Here is a 17,005-nt window from a genome sequence, read left to right on the forward strand (position 1 = left end):
TCACCTTCCGGATAGCCGCGATGAAGGTGACTGCATGAAACACGACCATCGGTCTTATGGTCTAACCATGGAACAGTAGTGTTACCGCATCGTTACCCGTGGCCGGTTCGTATCCCTATGGCGCGATGCGCCGGGAAAACGCGGAGCGATCGTGTGGAGGTCTGGGAAGTTCCTGTGAACACGGTTGTGGCATTGGAGGAATGGACCAACCTTTTCGGTCCTGCGGCGGCGCCGGAAACGCCGACGGGCCTTCGCCCGCCGCTCTCGCGCCCTGTCCGGGCGCCACCCGCAGACCGTGAGGACTCCAATGACGCTGTCCCGATGCCGGATTCGCCCCCAGCGCGCTGTCGCGAGCGCGTCGGCGGTCGCCCTCTTGGTGGCCGCCCTGGGCGCCTGCGGGAAGGAGGACGTCGGCTCGGCCGGGACCGGCGACAGCGGACGCGACTACTACGCGGGCAAGATCCTCCAGGTCGTCGTCCCCTACGGCCCCGGCGGCGGATACGACCTGTGGGCGCGCGCCATGATCCCGTACCTGCAGAGGTACCTCGGGGTCTCCACCGTGCACATCGACAACAAGCTCGGCAGCGGGGGACTGCTGGGCACCAGCTCCATCTACGACGCGGAGCCCGACGGGCTGACCATCGGCGACACCAACGCGGGCGGCGACGTCTTCAACCAGATCAACGACACCCTCGGCCTGAACATGGACTGGAGAGAGGTCAACTGGATCGGGCGGCCCGACGGCGACCCGCACCTGATCCTCACCCACGCCGACGGCCCCTATCCGACCTTCGACACACTCGCCGACAGCGACCGCAAGGTCGCCGCGCTCGCGACGGGCAAGGGCAGCGCCGACTACAACGCGACCGTGATCGTCTACAACGCCTTCAAGGTCCCGTTCACGATGACGTCCACGTTCACCGGCAGCAGCGAGGAGAAGGAAGCCTTCCTCAAGGGCAAGGGCGCCACCGCGTCCCTGTCGGCCTCCGACGCCGTGGAGATCGGACACAGGGCCCACAGCGTGCTGCTCATGTCGGAGGCGCCCTTCGCGGAACTCCCGCACGTCCCGACCGTCATCCAGGAGGCGAAGAAGCGCGGCATCACCGGCCGACGGCTGGACGCCCTGCACGCGCTGAGCGACGTGATGGACCTTGGCCACGCCTTCTTCGCCCCCGCCGGAGTGCCGCAGGACCGCCTCGCTGCCCTGCGCGACGCCTTCCGCAAGACCATGCGGGACCCCGGCTTCCAGGCCGCCGTCAAGAAGGAGGGCCTCTATCTGGAGCCGGAGACCGACGCCTTCCTCGCCTCGACGGTCGACAAGGCCCTCGCCCAGCGCGCCCTGTTCAAGGAGTTGCTCACCACCGAGTGACAGAACGGGCCGGTGCCCACCTGCTCGCGCCGTGCCCGCGCGGACTCACCCATTCGGCGATCAGAGTGACGGAGCGTCGGGCGGAGCCGCCATACCACGCTGACCTGTGGCATTGCCGCATGTCGAGCGCGACACGCTGCCGGATGCCGCCAGAAGTGACGGGTTGTCAGCAGGCGCGGAGCCTGGTCGCCGGGTTGCCTCGGAAAAGCGAGGACGGATTTCCCCGTCGCGGTGCACCGGCATCCGCGTCCGGACTCGCTGGAGGATCACTCATGCGTTCGATCAACACGCTTCTGGGCACCGCCGTTCTCGGCGCGAGCATCGCGCTGGCCGCTCCGGCCGCTCACGCCGCCGCCGCGCTGCCGCAGACCACGGCCGAGTGCACCAAGGCGGTGGCCGCCGCCGACAAGGCGCAGGCCGACTACGACGCCGCGCTGGCGGACTACAAGAAGCAGGTCGCGGCCGGTGGCCACCCCGGCACCGCCGAGCAGGACAACCTCTCCGCGCTGGAGAACCAGGTCAACGTCACGGCCTCCGACGCCTCGCGCGTCTGCCCGGACGCCAAGGTCCCGTCCGGCACCGTGCACACCGGCATCGGCAGCACGAGCGAGGGCGGCAACACCACCGAGATCGCGCTCGGCGCCGGTCTGCTCGGTGTCGTCGGCGCGGGCACCCTCGTGCTGCGCCGCCGGCGCGCCGGCGGCCAGGTCTGACGTAGGTCCGACGCGAGGCCGCCGACACAGCCAGGGCCTGGCAGGCCCTGGCCGCGCAGCCCGGACGCAGCCGTGACGCAGCCCTGACGCAGTCCTGGTCACGGGCCGTCGCGGCCTGGCCCGAGCCGCCCCCCGTACGTGACGTCAGACAGGCATACCCCGTGGACCACAACGCCCCCGCAGGCAGCGGCCTGCTCCGCCGTATCGCGCTGACCGTGCTGACGACGGTCGCGGTGTCCGTCGGGATCACCCTGATCAGCAACGGCGCCCAGTCGCAGACGCCCCCGCCGCAGCCGGGCGCCGCCCAGGCGTTCGCGGCGCGGGACGACACGCCGAACCCCACGCCGACGCGGCCCGGCGTCCCGGCGATCACGGTGCTGCCGCCCTCGGCGCCGACCAAGGTCCGGATTCCCTCCATCCACCTCGACGCCCCGGTGACCGGCCTCGACCTGCAACAGGACGGCCACCTCGCCGCGCCGCCGGACGACGACCGGAATCTGGCGGGCTGGTACCGGGGCGGTACGGCGCCCGGGGCCGTCGGCACCGCGATCCTCGCCGGTCACGTCGACACCCAGCAGGGCTCCGCCGTCTTCTACGACCTCGGCGCGCTCAAGAAGGGCGCCGCCGTCGAGGTGGACCGCCAGGACGGCCGTACCGCCCTGTTCACGATCGACGCCATCGAGGTCTACGCGGCCAAGGACTTCCCGAACAACAAGGTCTACGGCCCCGCGTCCCGGCCTGAGCTGCGCCTGATCACCTGCGGCGGCGGATTCGACAAGAAGCGCCAGCAGTACCTGGGCAATGTCGTCGTCTACGCCCACCTGACCGGCGCCCGCCTCTGAGGCCGTGACGTACCGGCCGTGACGTACCGGCCCCGACGTACCGAACGATCCGACGTACCGAACGACACCGATCGAGGAGTGGCTGTGGCCAAGGCATATCTGGTGGGAAGCGGAATCGCGTCGCTCGCGGCGGCGGCGTTCCTGATCCGCGAGGGCGGATTCACGGGCTCCGACATCGTGATCCTGGAGGAGCAGGACCGCGAGGGCGGCAGCCTGGACGCGGCGGGTACGCCCGAGAGCGGCTACACCATGCGCGGCGGCCGGATGTTCGAGGTGCACTTCGACTGCACCTACGACCTGCTGTCCTGCGTCCCCTCCCTCGACGACCCCACCAAGTCCGTCACCGAGGACACCTTCGCCTTCCACGAGGACTTCGCCTGGAACGACCACGCCCGGCTGGTGGACGCCGAGGGGAAGGTGATCGACGCGCACTCGATGACCTTCTCCGAGCGCGACCGGCTGGAGCTGGTGGCGTGCGTGGCCACCCCGGAGAAGCTGCTGGACGGCAAGCGCATCGCGGACTGCTTCCACGAGGAGTTCTTCCGCACCAACTTCTGGGCGATGTGGTGCACCACCTTCGCCTTCGAGCCCTGGCACAGCGCGATCGAGTTCCGCCGCTATCTGAACCGCTTCGTGCACCTGTTCAAGACCTTCGACAGCATGTCGGGGATCTACCGCACGAGGTTCAACCAGTTCGACTCGATCGTGCGCCCGCTGATGAAGTGGCTCGCCGACCAGGGCGTCGTCGTGCAGTTGGGCACCCGCGTCACCGATCTGCGGCTGGCGCCGGGCGACGACCTCACCGTGGAGGCCATCAGCTGGGAGCGCGGCGGCGCGACCGAGGAGACGGCGATCGGCCCCGACGACCTGGTGATGGTCACCAACGGCTCGATGACCGCGAACTCCACCCTCGGCGGCACCGACACCGTCCCCGCCCTGGACACCACGTCCGCCGCCGGGTCCTGGGCGCTGTGGGAGACGCTGGCCGCCAAGCGCCGCGGGCTCGGCGATCCGAAGGTGTTCGACTCCTCCGTCAAGGACTCCACCTGGGAGTCGTTCACGGTCACCACCAAGGACCCGCTCTTCTTCAAGCTGATGGAGGAGTTCAGCGGCAGCGAGGCGGGCAAGGGCGGCCTGATCACGTTCAAGGACTCCGCGTGGCTGCTGACCATCGTCCTCAACCACCAGCCGCACTTCCGCGAGCAGCCCGAGGACACGTACGTCTGGTGGGGTTACGCGCTCTTCCCCGACCGGGAGGGCGACTTCGTCGGCAAGCCGATGGCGCGGTGCACGGGCCGCGAGATCCTGGACGAGGTCCTTCAGCACCTGCGGTTCGCCGAGCGCCCGCGCATCCTGGACGACTCGATCGTGATCCCGGCGATGATGCCGTACATCACCAGTCAGTTCCTGGTCCGCTCCGCGGGCGACCGCCCCCAGGTCGTCCCCGAGGGCTCCACCAACCTGGCCTTCATCGGGCAGTACGCGGAAGTGCCCGACGACGTCGTCTTCACCGTGGAGTACTCGGTGCGCACCGCGTGGACCGCGGTCGCGGGACTGCTCGGTCTCGAGCGGCAGCCCCCGCCGGTCTACAAGGGAGGGCACGACCCGAAGGTGCTGATCGAGGCGGTGCAGACGCTCCACCGCCGCTGACGCCGCTGACGCCGCTGACGCCGGTCAGGCGGGGCCGGCCGCCGGGTCCGTGCCCGCGGCGGGCGCGGGACCGGGCTCGCGCTGCGCGTCGTCCAGGGCGCGGAGGTGTTCGAGCGCGGGGACGGCGGCGGCCAGCGCCGCCGCCTCGTCGGGCGGCAGCCGGTCGATGAGCCGGGCGAAGACCTCGACACTCGACCGGCGCCGTTCGGCCAGATAGTCCAGGCCCGCGTCGGTGAGGGCGACCAGCACCACCCGCCGGTCGGCCGGGTCGCTGCGCCGCTCGACCAGGCCCGCCCGCTCCAGCGAGGTGACGAGCGCGGTCACCGACGGCTGGGTGACCCCCTCGATCGCGGCCAGGTCGGTGATCCGGCGCGGGCCCGTACGCCGCAGGGTGCCGAGCGTCGAGGCCGATGTCAGGCTCACGTCCCGGCGCGAGTGCCGGACGAGCGTGGACACCAGCGCGTACACCGCGTCGGCAGGACCGATCGTGCCGTCGTCGGAGTGATCCGTGCTGGTCACGGCTGTGGATCGGCTCATATGCCGCAGCATAGCCGCGGCTGTGGACGTACGTCCATTGACTGTCTATATAGATGGTCGATACAGTTGGTCTCCTCTTGTGAGAGGAAGGCCCATGACGCACACCGCGCACGCGAAAGCCGTCGAGACGCCCAGCCCGTTCCAACAGCCGAAGGCGGTCTGGGCGGTGGCGTTCGCCTGTGTGATCTCCTTCATGGGCATCGGCCTCGTCGACCCGATCCTGCCGTCGCTCGCCTCCAAGCTGGAGGCCAGCCCGAGCCAGGTGGAACTGCTCTTCACCAGCTATCTGGTGGTCACCGCGGTCGCGATGCTGGTCACCGGCTGGGTCTCCAGCCGCCTGGGCGCCAAACGCACACTGATCATCGGACTGGTGCTGATCGTGGTGTTCTCCGCCGTCGCGGGGACCAGCGGCAGCATCGGCGAGATCGTCGGCTTCCGGGCCGGCTGGGGCCTGGGCAACGCCCTGTTCATCGCGACCTCCCTCGCGGTCATCGTCGGCTCGGCCAGCGGCGGATTCAGCGGTGCGATCGTCCTGTACGAGACCGCGCTCGGCGTCGGCATCGCCTGCGGGCCGCTGCTGGGCGGCCTGTTGGGCAACATCAGTTGGCGCGGACCCTTCTTCGGCGTCTCCGTCCTGATGCTGATCGCCCTGATCGCCACCGCCGTGCTCGTCCCCCCGACGCCCCGGCCCGACCGGCCGTCCTCCATCAGCGAGCCGATCAAGGCCCTGCGCCACCGCACCCTGGCCACCACGAGCGTCACCGGCCTGCTCTACAACTGGGCCTTCTTCACCATCCTCGGCTACGCCCCCTTCCTGATGGACCTGTCGCCGCTGAAACTGGGCGCCGTCTTCTGCGCCTGGGGCGTGCTGGTCGCGCTCTTCGCCGTCTTCGGCGCCCCGATGCTCAAGTCCCGCTTCGGCACCGCCCGTACGCTCTACGCGACCATGCTGCTGATGGCGGTCGACACCCTGGTCATCGGTGTCTTTCCCGACCACAGGGCCGTGGTCATCGGCGCGACGATCGTCTCCGGCGTCTTCATCGGCACCAACAACACGCTGGTCACCACCGCCGTGATGAGCATCGCCCCGGTGCCGCGCCCGGTCGCCTCGGCCACGTACGGATTCGTCCGTTTCATCGGCGGCGGTCTGGCGCCCTTCGTCGCGGGCAAGCTGGTCGAGCACTACAACGCGCACGTCCCGTTCGTCCTGGGCGCGGTGGTGGTCGCGGCCGGCGCGGCGGTCCTGAGCACCGTGCACCGCGCACTGGAGGAGGCCGACCGGGAGGAGTCGCACGCGGGTCCGTCCCACGAGCGCGCTGACGCGGAGGCCGCCGTACGCGACACGCCCGCACTCCCCGAGGAGGCGGTACTCGCCGAGGTCGCGCTCACCGAGGACCGGACCCTCGGCGCCCCGGGCGCACCCCGCGGCGCCCAGGAGTGAGAACCGTCGCGAGGTAGCGAGAGCCGCCGCTCCGCGTGCTACGGTCCCGCGAAGTCCCTTCGCCCCATGAGGATTTCCATGCCCTATCAGCCGCCTGTGTGGCCGGTGTCCGTCAAGGCCGTGGTGCTCGACGCGCGTGGCCGTGTCCTGCTGTCGAAGAACGACCGCGAGGAGTGGGAACTCCCCGGCGGGCAGCTGGAGTCGGGCGCCGAGGAGACCGGACGACGGGCCGACGACAGCCCCGAATCCGCCGTCGAACGCCAGGTGCTGGAGAGGACCGGCTGGCTGGTCGAGGCCGACGGCCTCATCGACGACGGGGTATGGATCCACGAGACCGCGCCCGGCCGTCGCGTCCTGGTCGTCACGTACGGCTGCTCGCTGCTGCCGCCCGACCAGCCGCCGCCGACAGCCGGGGAGCACAAGGAATCCGCGCTCTTCCCGCTCGACCGCGTCCCCGAGCTGAACATGCCCAGCTCCTACAAGCGCGCCGTCTACGCCTGGACACACCGCAGTTGAGCTGAGGCGCGCGGGGAGGCGGCTACCAGCTCGACTTGCGCACGCCCGGCAGGAACCCCGCGTGCGCCTGCTCGCGCAGCCGGATCCGTGAGATGCCGAAGGTGCGGAAGTAGCCGCGCGGGCGGCCGTCCACCGCGTCCCGGTTGCGGACCCGGGTGGAGCTGGCGTCGCGGGGCTGTCGGCCCAACTCGCTCCGAGCGGAGGCCCGTTCGCCGGGCGTGGTGGCGGGGGAGGCGATGATCCGCTTCAACTCGGCCCGGCGCTCCGCGTATCGGGCGACGACCGCCTGTCGTTGCTCGTTCTTCGCGATCTTGCTCTTCTTGGCCATCAGACCTTCTCCCCGCGGGCGCGCAGCCGGGCGACGGCCGCCTCGACGCCGATCCGGTCGACGGTCTTGACGCCCTTCGCGCTGAGCGTCAGCCGGACGAAGCGGCCCTCGGAGGCCAGCCAGTAGCGCTTGCGCTGGATGTTGGGGTCGAAGCGGCGCGGTGTGCGCCGATGGGAGTGGGAGATGGCGTTGCCGAAACCGGGCTTGCGCCCGGTGAGCTGGCAGTGGGCGGACACGGTGCCTCCAGGGCGGTCGCGGACTCGCGAGGGCCCGCGACGGACAGGACGACCGCCGCCGATGCCCTCGGGACCGGACTCACCGTACCTTAATGGAAACGAATGTCATTACTCCAGAATGCCGGAGTGCCCCTGCCCGAGGCGCGGCGGCCCCCCCGAAACCCGTCGTGGCCCGGCCTCCGGCGTCACCGGAGACCAGGCCACAGGGGAACGGGAGGCGATCAGGGCTTACGGGCGACCGCTCCGTACATCGCGATCTGCTCGTCCCGCACCGCCGGGTCGACGGAGTCGTCCGGCAGCCAGCGGTGCACCTGTGTGATGCCCGGCTCCACCAGCTCCAGGCCCTCGAAGTACGCCTGCGCCTCGCTGAGATTGCGCAGCCGCATCGGCATGCCGCGCGCGGTGTACTCGGCGTTCACGCGCCCGACCTCCTCCGGCGCGAAGTCGTCGGTGCCGATCGACATCGCGAGGTAGCTGCCGGACGGCAGCGGGTCCAGCAGGCGGTGGACGATGCCGAGCGGGTCGTCCTCGTCCATGATCAGGTGGACGATCGCGATGAACGTCAGCCCCACCGGCTTGCCGAGGTCGATGGTCTCGCGGAACTGCGGCGAGCCGAGGATCGCGGCGGGGTCCCGCATGTCCGCCTCGATGTACTCGGTCCGCCCCTCGGGGGTGCTGGAGGACAGGCCCGCCGAGAGCGTGAGCACGATCGGGTCGTTGTCCACGTACACCACCCGCGACTCGGGGGCGATGGACTGCGCGACCTCGTGCACATTCGGCCGGGTCGGTATGCCGGTGCCGATGTCGACGAACTGCCGGATGCCCGCCTCCTGCGCCAGGTAGCGCGTGGCGCGGTGCATGAACTTCCGGTTCTCCAGCATGTGCGGCACGATCGACGGCCACACCTCCACCATGGCGTCGCCCGCCTCGCGGTCGGGAGGATAGTAGTCCTTGCCGCCGAGGATGTAGTCGTACACCCGTGCCGGATGCGGGTTCTTGGTGTCGATACGGTCGGCCGGCCAGCCGTTCTCGGGCACGCGGTCCTCCGGATTTCCTTGTCGATGTGCGGTGGTGCCGCTCGCGCGGCCTGGCGTCACTGCTGGAGCAGGAAGTCGGCGTCGCCCGCCTTGGTGCCCCGGATGAAACTCTCGATCTCCCGGCGGTTGTAGATCAGTGCGGGCCCACCCGGATCGGTGGACTGGCGCAGCGCCACCCGGCCGTCGGGCAGCTTCATCGCCTCGACGCACGCTCCGCCGGCATCGTCGCTCCACGGCTTGTGCCAGCCGTGGGGCCCGAGGTCGGCGGCACTCATGCCGTTGCGAATGTGATCCACGTCAGAGCTCCTTGCGTAGGGCACCCAGCAGTGCCTTGGTCTTCTTCTCCTGCGCCGCCTGGGCGGCGAGCCGGTCCATGGCCTCGCGGTACGCGGCGACCTCGTCCTGCTTGTCGAGGTAGGTCGACCCGATCAAGCCGCCGAGATAGACGACATCGGGCAGTTCCGCGGCCTCGAACCGGAAGAGCTGGAAGGCCCCCGCGCGGGTCGCCGGGTGCGGCCCGTTGGCGAAGGGCATCATCTGTAGCCGTACGTTCGGCAGTTCGCCGATCTCCAGCAGATGATCGATCTGAGCGCGCATCACCTTCGGTCCGCCGACCGGCCAGTGCAGCACCGTCTCGTCCATCACCGCCCACAACAGCGGGGGTTGGGTACGGGTCAGGATCTGCTGCCGGGTCAGCCGAAGGGCGACCCTGCGGTCGATGTCCTCGGCCGACGCCTGCGGGTCGCCCGCGGTGAGCAGCGCGTGCGCGTACTCCTCGGTCTGGAGCAGACCGGGGATGAACTGCGCCTCGTACGCGCGGATGTGGACCGCCGCCTGCTCCAGGGTGAGATAGGCGCCGAACCAGTCGGGCATCACGTCGCGGTAGGTGTGCCACCAGCCGTGTTTGTTGGCCTCGCGGGCGAGTTCGAGGAAGGTCTCGATTTCGGCCGTTTCCGTGATGCCGTAGGTGCGCAGCAGCTTCTCGACGTCGGACAGCCGCAGCCGCGCCACCTTGGCCTGTTCCATCCGGCGGATCGTCGAATGGCTCACCCCGATGACCTCACCGGCCTGCTCGAATGAGACGCCGGCGCGGGATCTGAGCTCCTCCAACTGGCGTCCCAGTATCATCCGCAGCACCGTAGGAGGGCCGCCGCCCCACCCATTGTCGGTGGCCGCCATTGCTACCTCCCCGTGCGTGTGTTCAGTGCTCGCCGCAGTGTGCCATGTTGCCCCGCAGTCTCCCGCCAGCCTGGCTCATTCTGCGAATTGCACTTTGTGGCTTGCGAGTTGAGGGTAGCAGCACCATAGTTGGAGTCGACGGCGTAGCCGATCACCATGATGACTACGTTGTCAGGAACCGCCACGCGCCCGGTCGTTCTCAGCCGTCGTCATCGCGGAAGCACCGACACAAGGCAATGACGCCGACGGTCGAGCCCGGCAGCGATGCCGCCGAGCGCGCAACCGCGACCCCACATACGCGGCCCCCACGAGAGGTGACGGCCATGGCAGCATTAACGGGTCTCCGAACCCCACCGATCACGTCATCGCGCCCGAGCGGTGATGTGTACGCCGTCTTCCGTCTCGCCGCCCACCGCACTTCCGTGAGCGCCGCCCGCCGCGAGGCCCGTGCGGAACTCGACCGCTGGGGCCTGCCCGAGGGTGTCCGCGACGACATCGTGCTGGTCGTCTCCGAGCTGGTCACCAACGCGATCGTGCACAGCCTCGGTGACAGCGTGACCTGCCATCTGCGCGGCGGCGGCCCCGAGGTCTACGTCGAGGTCGCCTCCGAGGGTCGCAGCGCGTCCCGGCACGACGCCCGGCCGCCGGACGAAGGGGGCCGCGGGCTGGTCGTCGTGGAGGCCCTGAGTACGACCTGGGGGATCAACGTCCCCTCGCCCGGCGCCGGTTGGACGGCCTGGGCCACCTTCACCGTGCCCGCCGCCCCGGCCGACGACGCGTCGGCCACGTACTCGGAGGACTCCCGATGAAGCGCGTTCCCCCGGCCGGCCGTCGTTCCGCCCTGGCGCCCCGGGGCGCCCGCCCCGACTGGCTCGCCCCGCGCGTCGACGGGACCGCGGCCGCCAGGGAACGTATCCATGTCCCGACCACCGCCGACTTCCCGCCGGGGCTGGCCTGCGACGTGGTCGAGACGTCCGCGGAGCACGGCATGCGGATCCTCGGCTGCCTGCCCAGCTCCGGCTGCGTCCTCACCAACGGACGGCAGTGGTCGTGGATCGTGCCGACCGGCTCCGACATCGACGTGGAGTGGCCGTCCTCCACCCGCTACCTGGTCGACGCGGCCGTGCTCGTACCCGCGTACGAGACGCTGCCCGACGCGTCCGGCGGCCATGACGTCATCCACCTGCCGGACCAGGCCGTGCCGTACACGCACCCGATCCTGCTGTACTTCGCGGCCTGCTGCATCGCCGGGGTGCAGCCCGCGATGACCGTCGAGTAGCGGCGCGTCCCGCCTGGCGGCCCGGAGCGGCACGGGGCCTGCCCGGAGCCGCCGCGCGGGCGGTCCGGGCAGGCCGTGGGTGACAACTCAGCGGACTGTGAAGGGGAGTTGGACGGTCTTTCCGTTCACCAGCACTTCGGCGGCCATGATGCCGACGGTCTTCGGGTCACGCACCGTGAAGTTGAGCGCGAACGTGCCGTCGAGGCCGATGACGCGCAGCACCGAGGAGTCGGAGCTCTGGGCGCCGTTGGCGCGGCGCCCGGACACGACGACCGTGGCGACGGGGGCGAAGTTCCGCCCGCTGACCAGGACGGAGGTGCCGACCGGTCCCGCGGTCGGACTGAGCGAGTAGGCGGGAGCGGGCGGGGCCGTGCTGCCGTTGACGGCGAAGGCGGCGGTCGCGGTGTGCCCGTTGATCAGCCACTCGTGCGCGTAGAGCGCCACCGTGGCCGGGTCGTTGACCGTGAAGGTCTGCGACCAGGTGCCGTCCAGGCCGATGATCTTGGTGGCGTAGCTGTCGGAGGTGCGGGAGCCGTCCGCCTTGAGCCCGTCGATCTCCACCGTGGCGACCGGCGCCCAGCCCTGGCCGACGACCGTGACCTTGGTGTGCACGGGACCGGAGGCAGGGCTCAGCGTGATGAACGTCGTGGCGACGGACAGCGGCGCGAGGACGTGGATCGAGCCCGCGGTGACCTGCACCTGGTAGGAGCCCGTGGCGACGGATTTCGCCACGGTGACCGAGCCGGAGAGCTTCCCGTTGGAGGCGATGCTCAGGCTGCTCGACGAGATGGACGCGGCCGAGCACGCGGTGCCGTCCGCGGCGCAGAGCGCGGCGGTCGGTGTGGTGCCCGCGGGCCAGCCCGATCCGGTGAGCGTCGCCGCGTGGCCGGGAAGGACGGTCGGGGTGGTGGCGCTGAGCGTCACGGCGGTGGTGGTGACGGTGAACGGTACGGTGACGCTGGTCCCGGCCGTGCCGCTCTCGTCGGCGTAGACGGCCACCAGGTCGGCGCTGTCGATGGTGAAGTCGGTGGTGAACGTGCCGTCGGGCAGGCTCTGTACGTACACCGCGTCGTCGAGCGCGTTCCCGGCGGCGTCGAGTCCCCAGATGTTGATCCACTGGTCCTGGCGGAAGTTGTGACCGACGACGGTGATCACCGTGCCGACCACGCCGTTGTTCTGGGACAGCGTCATCGTTCTCGGCCCGGTGGGCGCGAACGCCTTGACCGTCAGTGGCGCGTTCGCATGGGTCGTGCCGTCGTTGACCTGGATCTGATACGAGCCGTCGGCCAGGGTGTTGGCGTCGGCGAGCGTCGCGGTGCCGGTGAGGATGCCCGAACTGTCGATGGTGAGGGTGTTGGACGTGAAGTCGGCCGGGTTGCAGCCCGCGCCGTTGGCGTCGCACAGCGACACCGTGGGAGTGCCGCCGACCGTCCAGCCGCCGCCCGCGAGATCGATCGCGGTGTGCGGCCGCACCACCCCGGTGGGCCCGGACAGCGAGGCGGCGCTGCCCGCTCCCTGAGCGGTGACCGTGCCGACCGGTCCGCCGCCCGCGGTGATCACACAGGGCGTCTGATACGTACCGCCGAGGACCACGGTGCTGGTGAGGGTACGGGTCGGCGTGAAGGTGATGGCGCCCGAGGCGTTGGCGGGCAGGTAGACGTCACCCTCGTACGGGGGAACGACGACGGGCTGCCCCGCGGGGTAGTTCATGTTCACCGTGGGGCCGGTGACCGTCACGGTGCCGGTGGCGCCCCCGGACATCGCCAGGTCCATGGAGGGCGTGGTGGGCACGTTGGACAGCGAGGTGCCGGGGATGGCGGGACTGGCGCCGAGAGTGACGGTGACGTGCACCTTGCCGCCGGGGGTGACGACGGCCGGGGTGAGGGTCACCGTCATCGACTGCGGCCCGGTGGCGTCACCCTGACCCGCCGGGAGCGTGCAGTGGACGGTCGGGTTGATGGTCGCGGCCTGGGCCGTCGTCGCGGAGGTCAGACCCGCGCCGACGAGGGCGAGCACCGCGACGGCGCCCGTGGCGATTCTCGCCCGCCAGCCCCGTCCGGGCCTGCGGTGGAAGGGTGGGAACATCTGCTGCGCCGCCTTTCGGGCATGGCAGACCCCTCCCTGAGCCTGGGCACGGGAGGGGTCCGGGGAGAGGGAGAAGGCCCGCGGGTGGGATCCCGGGGAATGGGTGAGGAGTAGGGACGTTCGGAGTCGGTTGGTGCGGAACAGGGACGTGGCGCTCAGGTGAGGGTGAGTGTGAGGATCGCGCTGTAGTCGCCGGGCGCCGTCACCGCGGGGAGCCGCAGGTCCATGTCGGCATTGACCTTCACGGTGCCGCCGACGACCTTCTCGCCGCCGGCCGCGGTGAGTTGGCACAGCGTCGCCGCGGTGCTGCCCAGCGAGCCCGGCGTGCCCGGTGCGGGCGTGCCGACGCTCTGCGAGCTACGGACGCAGTCGGGTGTCCAACTGACGGCCGAGGCGGGGATGGTGTTCTGACCCGAGGTCAGGTCGGTGAGCGTGCCGGTCAGTGACCAGCCGAGGTCGACGCCGCGGGAGTCGATGACGGTGACGGTGTTGAGCGCGCTGGTGGCGGTCTGGGACCGTCCGGTCAGGGGGATGGTGCCGAAGTCGATGGTGTCCCCGGACTGGGTCATCTGGAGATTGCCCGCGGTGACGGTGGCGCTGATCTTCTGGGTGGCCGTCGCGCCGCCGCTGTCGCCCACGGTGAACTTCACGTTCACGTCGGAGCCCTCCGCACCGCTCTCGTCGGTGTGGATCGCGGTGGTGGCCGGATCGTTGACGGTGAACTCGGCGGTGAAGGTGCCGTCGGGTGTGCTGACCGGGTACACGGCGTCGTCGGCGGTCTGGTTGCCGTCGGCGTCCACACCCCAGACGTTGATGTACTGGTCCTGGTGGAAGTTGCCGCCGCTGACGGTCACCACGGTGCCGAGCGGGCCGTGGTCGGGCGAGAGCGTGACGCTGCGGGCGCCCGTGGGCGCGAACGCCTTGACGGTGAGGCCGGCGGTGGCGTGCTTGGTGCCGTCGCTGACCTGCACCTGATAGGAGCCGTCGGCGATCACGGACGACGCGGCCAGTGTCGCGCTCCCCGAGAGGGCGCCGGACGAGTCGATCGCGAGGGTGTCGGCGGTGAAGCGGGACGGGTCGCAGCCCAGTTCCTGCGCGTCGCACAGCGAGACCACGGGGGTGCCCCCCGCGGTGAATCCGCTGCCGCTCAGCGCGACCGAGGTGCTGGGACGTACGGCCGAGGCCGGCGCGGTGAGCGTGGTGGCCCCACCCCCGCCGCCCTGCACGGTGACCGTGCCGATGCTGCCGCTGCCCGAGACGATGTCACAGGGCGTCTGGAAGGTGCTGCCCAGTACCACCGTCTGCGTGTTCATCTTCAACGGCGTGAACGTCACCGGTCCCGACGCGTCCGAGGGGACGAAGAAGTCCCCTCCGTAGGGCGGGATGACGATCGGCGCGGGCGCCGCCGGGACGTCCACCGGAACGGTCGGGCCGGTCACCGAGACCGTCCCGGTCGCCCCGCCCGACATGGTGAAGTAGATGCTCGGTGTGGTCGGTACGGCGGACAGTGCGAGCGGGCTGGTCGCGGGCGAGGGTCCGAGGGTGACCTCGGCGTGCACCTTGCCGCCCGGCGCGACCGTGGCCGGGGTGAGGGTCACCGAGACGGACTGCGGCCCGGTGTTCTCACCCTGTCCAGCGGGCAGCACGCAGTGCACGGTCGGGGTGACCGTGTCCGCGTGCGCCGCGGGGGCGGCCAGCGTGCAGGCCGCGGCCAGGGCCAGAGCCGGCACCGCCGCCCGCGCGAGGCGCCGTAGAGAGATCTGCCCTGCATGATGCAACGCGTGCCTCCTGACTCCGGGACGCATACGTGTATATGACGGTGCGTCAGGTGCTGGTTCCAGGGCATTGCGACAGCGCGGGACGCAGAAGTCAATGCGAACCCGCCAGTAACCTCGCGGTGTTGGGCCACCGATCGCCCCGGGCGAGGTCGGCCGCGGGTCAAGTCGCCTCGTGGCGCTTGACTCTTCAAGGTCATGGGGCTTCACTCCCGACCAGCGCGCCGGGCTGGACAGCGGGTAGTCACTCGACAACGGGATGTCAAGGGTGCCTGTGTGAGGTCGTCCCCCGGCGCACCCTCACCCTGCTTGATTGGAGTGCTTTGCCATGTCCAGATCCAAGCGTATGGGGACGATCGCCGTCCTCAGCGGCGGCGCGCTGTTCGCCGGTCTGACCCTCGCCCCGCACGCGGTCGCCGTCACCCCGGCCACCGCCACCGCCAGCTACAACTGCGGTACGTGGGGCAGCGGGACGGCCACGCTGACCGCCACCGACTCCGGCGGCGTCAAGAAACTGAAACTGAGCTCCTCCACGATCACGGTCCCGGCGGGCACCACGGTGCCGCCGAACAGCATCACCACGACCATCAAGGTCAAGCAGAACGGCTCGACCGAGGTCGACTTCTCCGGCACCGTGAACCCCGCGATGACCGGCGCCGTCACCCTCGGCCCGCTCCCGCAGTCCACCGGCACGCTCGCGGCCGGTGACAAGACCGACTCCTGGGTGCTGTCCGGCACGCCGAGCGCCACCAACTGGTCGGTCAAGATCGTCACCACGTCGCCCTCGGTGACCACCGTCTACTGCATCGCCACCAGCGCCCAGTCCACCGCGTTCACCTGGTAGCGGTTCACCTCGTCGTACGGGATGCGCCCGGCGCGACCCAGCACGCGGCACACACGCCGGGACCCCGCCCCCCACCAGGGGAGCGGGGTCCTCGCAACGGCCGTACGAGGCCGGGGTCACGGCTCCGGCAGCCGGTGGTCGCCGACCGCGTCGTACGTCTCCTTGAGTGCCTTGCGGGCGCTGTCCAGATGGTGCTGGGCGACACCGATGAACAGGCAGTCGATCACGGTGAGCTGGGCGATACGGCTGGCGGTCGCGCCCGAGCGGAAGGTGGTCTCGGGGGCCACGGTGGTCAGGAGGTGATCGCTCACCGCGCGGATCGGTGAGCGCGGGAAGCTGGTCAGGGCGACGGTCGTCGCGCCGTGCCCGCGCGCCACCCGCAGCGCCTCGACGGTGTCGGCGGTCGCCCCGGTGTGGGAGAGGCCGATGGCCACGTCACCGGGGCTGAGCACCGCCGCCGAGGTGAGCATGATGTGGGTGTCGCTCCACGCGAAGCTGACCCGTCCGATCCGGTGCAGCTTCTGCTGGAGGTCGGCGGCGACCAGGGCGTTGGCGCCGACGCCGTAGATGTCGACGCGGCCCGCCGCCGCGACCGCCGCCACGACACGGCGCAGCGTGTCGACGTCGAGCTGCCGAGCGGTCTCCTCGACGGCGCGCGCGTCGGCGAAGGCGACCTTGCCGACGACTTCCGACAGGTCGTCGGTCGGCGTGATGTCACTGCCGAGATGCCGGTCGTCGCGGGTCTCGGCGCGCGCGGCGTCCGCGGCCAGCGCGATCCGCAGCTCCGGGTAGCCGCGCAGGCCGACGGAACGGCAGAAGCGGATGACGGTGGTCTCACTCGTCGTCGCCGCCTCGGCGAGTTCGGTGATGCTGCTGCGCGCGGCGAGCGCCGGATTGGCCAGCACGGCAGCCGCCACCCGCCGCTCGGCCGGAGCGAGGTCCGGCAGCAGCGACCGGACGCGCGCCAAGGGACTCGCCTCGGGGGACTCGTTGTCGGAACCGGCTGACACGGGGGAAACGTATCCACCGTGATCGTCGGGGTCAACGTGGCCTCGGCGAGCCCCGGCGCGGGTGAGCGTTCCGCGACCGGCGGACGGATCGGTGGACGGATCGGTGGACGGTCCGCCAGACGCAGGCCGGGGTGAGTCCTGCGGCCCGCGGCAGGTCGTGGTGG

At 70.6% G+C, this 17,005-nt stretch carries 18 protein-coding genes; 9 read left to right on the top strand and 9 right to left on the bottom strand.

Annotated features, from left to right (window positions below):
• Nucleotides 1-307 precede the first annotated feature (307 nt).
• The 4 genes from BGM09_RS01490 (at nt 308) to BGM09_RS01505 (ending at nt 4,574) form a co-directional block, all read left to right on the top strand.
• On the top strand, nt 308-1,369 hold the full coding sequence (locus BGM09_RS01490; RefSeq protein ID WP_188279497.1) for a Bug family tripartite tricarboxylate transporter substrate binding protein: 1,062 nt from the start codon (nt 308-310) through the stop codon (nt 1,367-1,369).
• Nucleotides 1,370-1,641: 272 nt separating this feature from the next.
• Nucleotides 1,642-2,082: a hypothetical protein gene (locus BGM09_RS01495; RefSeq protein WP_188279498.1), complete on the top strand. Its 441-nt coding sequence runs from the start codon at nt 1,642-1,644 to the stop codon at nt 2,080-2,082.
• 161 nt (nt 2,083-2,243) lie between these two features.
• Entirely contained in the window at nt 2,244-2,924 is a 681-nt protein-coding gene (locus BGM09_RS01500; protein WP_317452482.1) for a class F sortase, read from the top strand.
• A 78-nt stretch (nt 2,925-3,002) separates the two neighbouring features.
• Entirely contained in the window at nt 3,003-4,574 is a 1,572-nt protein-coding gene (locus BGM09_RS01505; protein ID WP_188279499.1) for an oleate hydratase, read from the top strand.
• 24 nt (nt 4,575-4,598) lie between these two features.
• Here BGM09_RS01505 and BGM09_RS01510 read toward each other — a convergent pair whose 3' ends face one another.
• Nucleotides 4,599-5,111 (bottom strand): MarR family winged helix-turn-helix transcriptional regulator, encoded by a 513-nt coding sequence (locus tag BGM09_RS01510; protein WP_223186154.1) that lies wholly within the window; start codon nt 5,109-5,111, stop codon nt 4,599-4,601.
• A 94-nt stretch (nt 5,112-5,205) separates the two neighbouring features.
• Between BGM09_RS01510 and BGM09_RS01515 the strand changes: the two genes are divergently transcribed.
• The gene (locus BGM09_RS01515; RefSeq protein WP_188279500.1) at nt 5,206-6,552 is read left to right on the top strand and encodes an MFS transporter; all 1,347 of its coding nucleotides are present in this window, start codon (nt 5,206-5,208) and stop codon (nt 6,550-6,552) included.
• 78 nt (nt 6,553-6,630) lie between these two features.
• Complete coding sequence (locus BGM09_RS01520; protein ID WP_188279501.1) at nt 6,631-7,068, top strand: NUDIX domain-containing protein; 438 nt, start codon at nt 6,631-6,633, stop codon at nt 7,066-7,068.
• A 22-nt stretch (nt 7,069-7,090) separates the two neighbouring features.
• On the opposite strand, the gene rpsN is transcribed toward BGM09_RS01520, so the two are convergent.
• From rpsN to BGM09_RS01545, 5 genes are all read right to left on the bottom strand, one after another.
• The gene (gene rpsN, locus BGM09_RS01525) at nt 7,091-7,396 is read right to left on the bottom strand and encodes a 30S ribosomal protein S14 (RefSeq protein WP_188279502.1); all 306 of its coding nucleotides are present in this window, start codon (nt 7,394-7,396) and stop codon (nt 7,091-7,093) included.
• Nucleotides 7,396-7,632: a 50S ribosomal protein L28 gene (gene rpmB, locus BGM09_RS01530; protein ID WP_188279503.1), complete on the bottom strand. Its 237-nt coding sequence runs from the start codon at nt 7,630-7,632 to the stop codon at nt 7,396-7,398. Before rpmB ends, rpsN begins: the two co-directional genes overlap by 1 nt.
• Before the next feature lie 221 nt (nt 7,633-7,853).
• Nucleotides 7,854-8,669, bottom strand: a complete 816-nt coding sequence (locus BGM09_RS01535) for an SAM-dependent methyltransferase (protein ID WP_188279504.1) — start codon at nt 8,667-8,669, stop codon at nt 7,854-7,856.
• Between the two features lie 56 nt (nt 8,670-8,725).
• Nucleotides 8,726-8,965 carry a DUF397 domain-containing protein gene (locus tag BGM09_RS01540; protein WP_317452483.1) on the bottom strand — a complete coding sequence of 80 codons (240 nt, stop codon included), beginning with the start codon at nt 8,963-8,965 and terminating at the stop codon, nt 8,726-8,728.
• Nucleotide 8,966: 1 nt separating this feature from the next.
• Entirely contained in the window at nt 8,967-9,848 is an 882-nt protein-coding gene (locus tag BGM09_RS01545; protein ID WP_188279505.1) for a helix-turn-helix domain-containing protein, read from the bottom strand.
• Between the two features lie 323 nt (nt 9,849-10,171).
• Here BGM09_RS01545 and BGM09_RS01550 point away from each other — a divergent pair, with 323 nt between their 5' ends.
• Nucleotides 10,172-10,657, top strand: a complete 486-nt coding sequence (locus BGM09_RS01550) for an ATP-binding protein (protein WP_223186155.1) — start codon at nt 10,172-10,174, stop codon at nt 10,655-10,657.
• Nucleotides 10,654-11,127, top strand: coding sequence for a hypothetical protein (locus BGM09_RS01555; protein ID WP_188279507.1), 474 nt, complete (start codon nt 10,654-10,656; stop codon nt 11,125-11,127). The genes BGM09_RS01550 and BGM09_RS01555 overlap by 4 nt, the downstream gene beginning before the upstream one ends.
• 87 nt (nt 11,128-11,214) lie before the next feature.
• On the opposite strand, the gene BGM09_RS01560 is transcribed toward BGM09_RS01555, so the two are convergent.
• Entirely contained in the window at nt 11,215-13,212 is a 1,998-nt protein-coding gene (locus BGM09_RS01560) for a hypothetical protein (protein ID WP_188279508.1), read from the bottom strand.
• A gap of 155 nt (nt 13,213-13,367) precedes the next feature.
• A complete protein-coding gene (locus BGM09_RS01565) occupies nt 13,368-14,990 on the bottom strand; it encodes a hypothetical protein (RefSeq protein ID WP_188279509.1) in 1,623 nt (540 codons plus the stop codon).
• A gap of 325 nt (nt 14,991-15,315) precedes the next feature.
• On the opposite strand from BGM09_RS01565, the gene BGM09_RS01570 reads away from it, so the two are divergent.
• The gene (locus BGM09_RS01570; protein WP_188279510.1) at nt 15,316-15,831 is read left to right on the top strand and encodes a hypothetical protein; all 516 of its coding nucleotides are present in this window, start codon (nt 15,316-15,318) and stop codon (nt 15,829-15,831) included.
• Nucleotides 15,832-15,947: 116 nt separating this feature from the next.
• On the opposite strand, the gene BGM09_RS01575 is transcribed toward BGM09_RS01570, so the two are convergent.
• On the bottom strand, nt 15,948-16,841 hold the full coding sequence (locus BGM09_RS01575) for a MurR/RpiR family transcriptional regulator (RefSeq protein ID WP_317452484.1): 894 nt from the start codon (nt 16,839-16,841) through the stop codon (nt 15,948-15,950).
• Nucleotides 16,842-17,005 lie beyond the last annotated feature (164 nt).

Origin of the sequence: Streptomyces sp. CBMA29, assembly GCF_014596445.1 — a bacterium.
GTDB lineage: Bacteria > Actinomycetota > Actinomycetes > Streptomycetales > Streptomycetaceae > Actinacidiphila.

Excerpts from the sequence above, each read along its gene's own strand:
- BGM09_RS01490 (WP_188279497.1), top strand. The coding sequence starts at position 308 with ATGACGCTGTCCCGATGCCGGATTCGCCCCCAGCGCGCTGTCGCGAGC.
- BGM09_RS01495 (WP_188279498.1), top strand. The coding sequence starts at position 1,642 with ATGCGTTCGATCAACACGCTTCTGGGCACCGCCGTTCTCGGCGCGAGC.
- BGM09_RS01510 (WP_223186154.1), bottom strand. The coding sequence starts at position 5,111 with ATGAGCCGATCCACAGCCGTGACCAGCACGGATCACTCCGACGACGGC.
- BGM09_RS01515 (WP_188279500.1), top strand. The coding sequence starts at position 5,206 with ATGACGCACACCGCGCACGCGAAAGCCGTCGAGACGCCCAGCCCGTTC.
- BGM09_RS01520 (WP_188279501.1), top strand. The coding sequence starts at position 6,631 with ATGCCCTATCAGCCGCCTGTGTGGCCGGTGTCCGTCAAGGCCGTGGTG.
- rpsN (WP_188279502.1), bottom strand. The coding sequence starts at position 7,396 with ATGGCCAAGAAGAGCAAGATCGCGAAGAACGAGCAACGACAGGCGGTC.
- BGM09_RS01545 (WP_188279505.1), bottom strand. The coding sequence starts at position 9,848 with ATGGCGGCCACCGACAATGGGTGGGGCGGCGGCCCTCCTACGGTGCTG.
- BGM09_RS01550 (WP_223186155.1), top strand. The coding sequence starts at position 10,172 with ATGGCAGCATTAACGGGTCTCCGAACCCCACCGATCACGTCATCGCGC.
- BGM09_RS01555 (WP_188279507.1), top strand. The coding sequence starts at position 10,654 with ATGAAGCGCGTTCCCCCGGCCGGCCGTCGTTCCGCCCTGGCGCCCCGG.
- BGM09_RS01560 (WP_188279508.1), bottom strand. The coding sequence starts at position 13,212 with ATGTTCCCACCCTTCCACCGCAGGCCCGGACGGGGCTGGCGGGCGAGA.
- BGM09_RS01570 (WP_188279510.1), top strand. The coding sequence starts at position 15,316 with ATGTCCAGATCCAAGCGTATGGGGACGATCGCCGTCCTCAGCGGCGGC.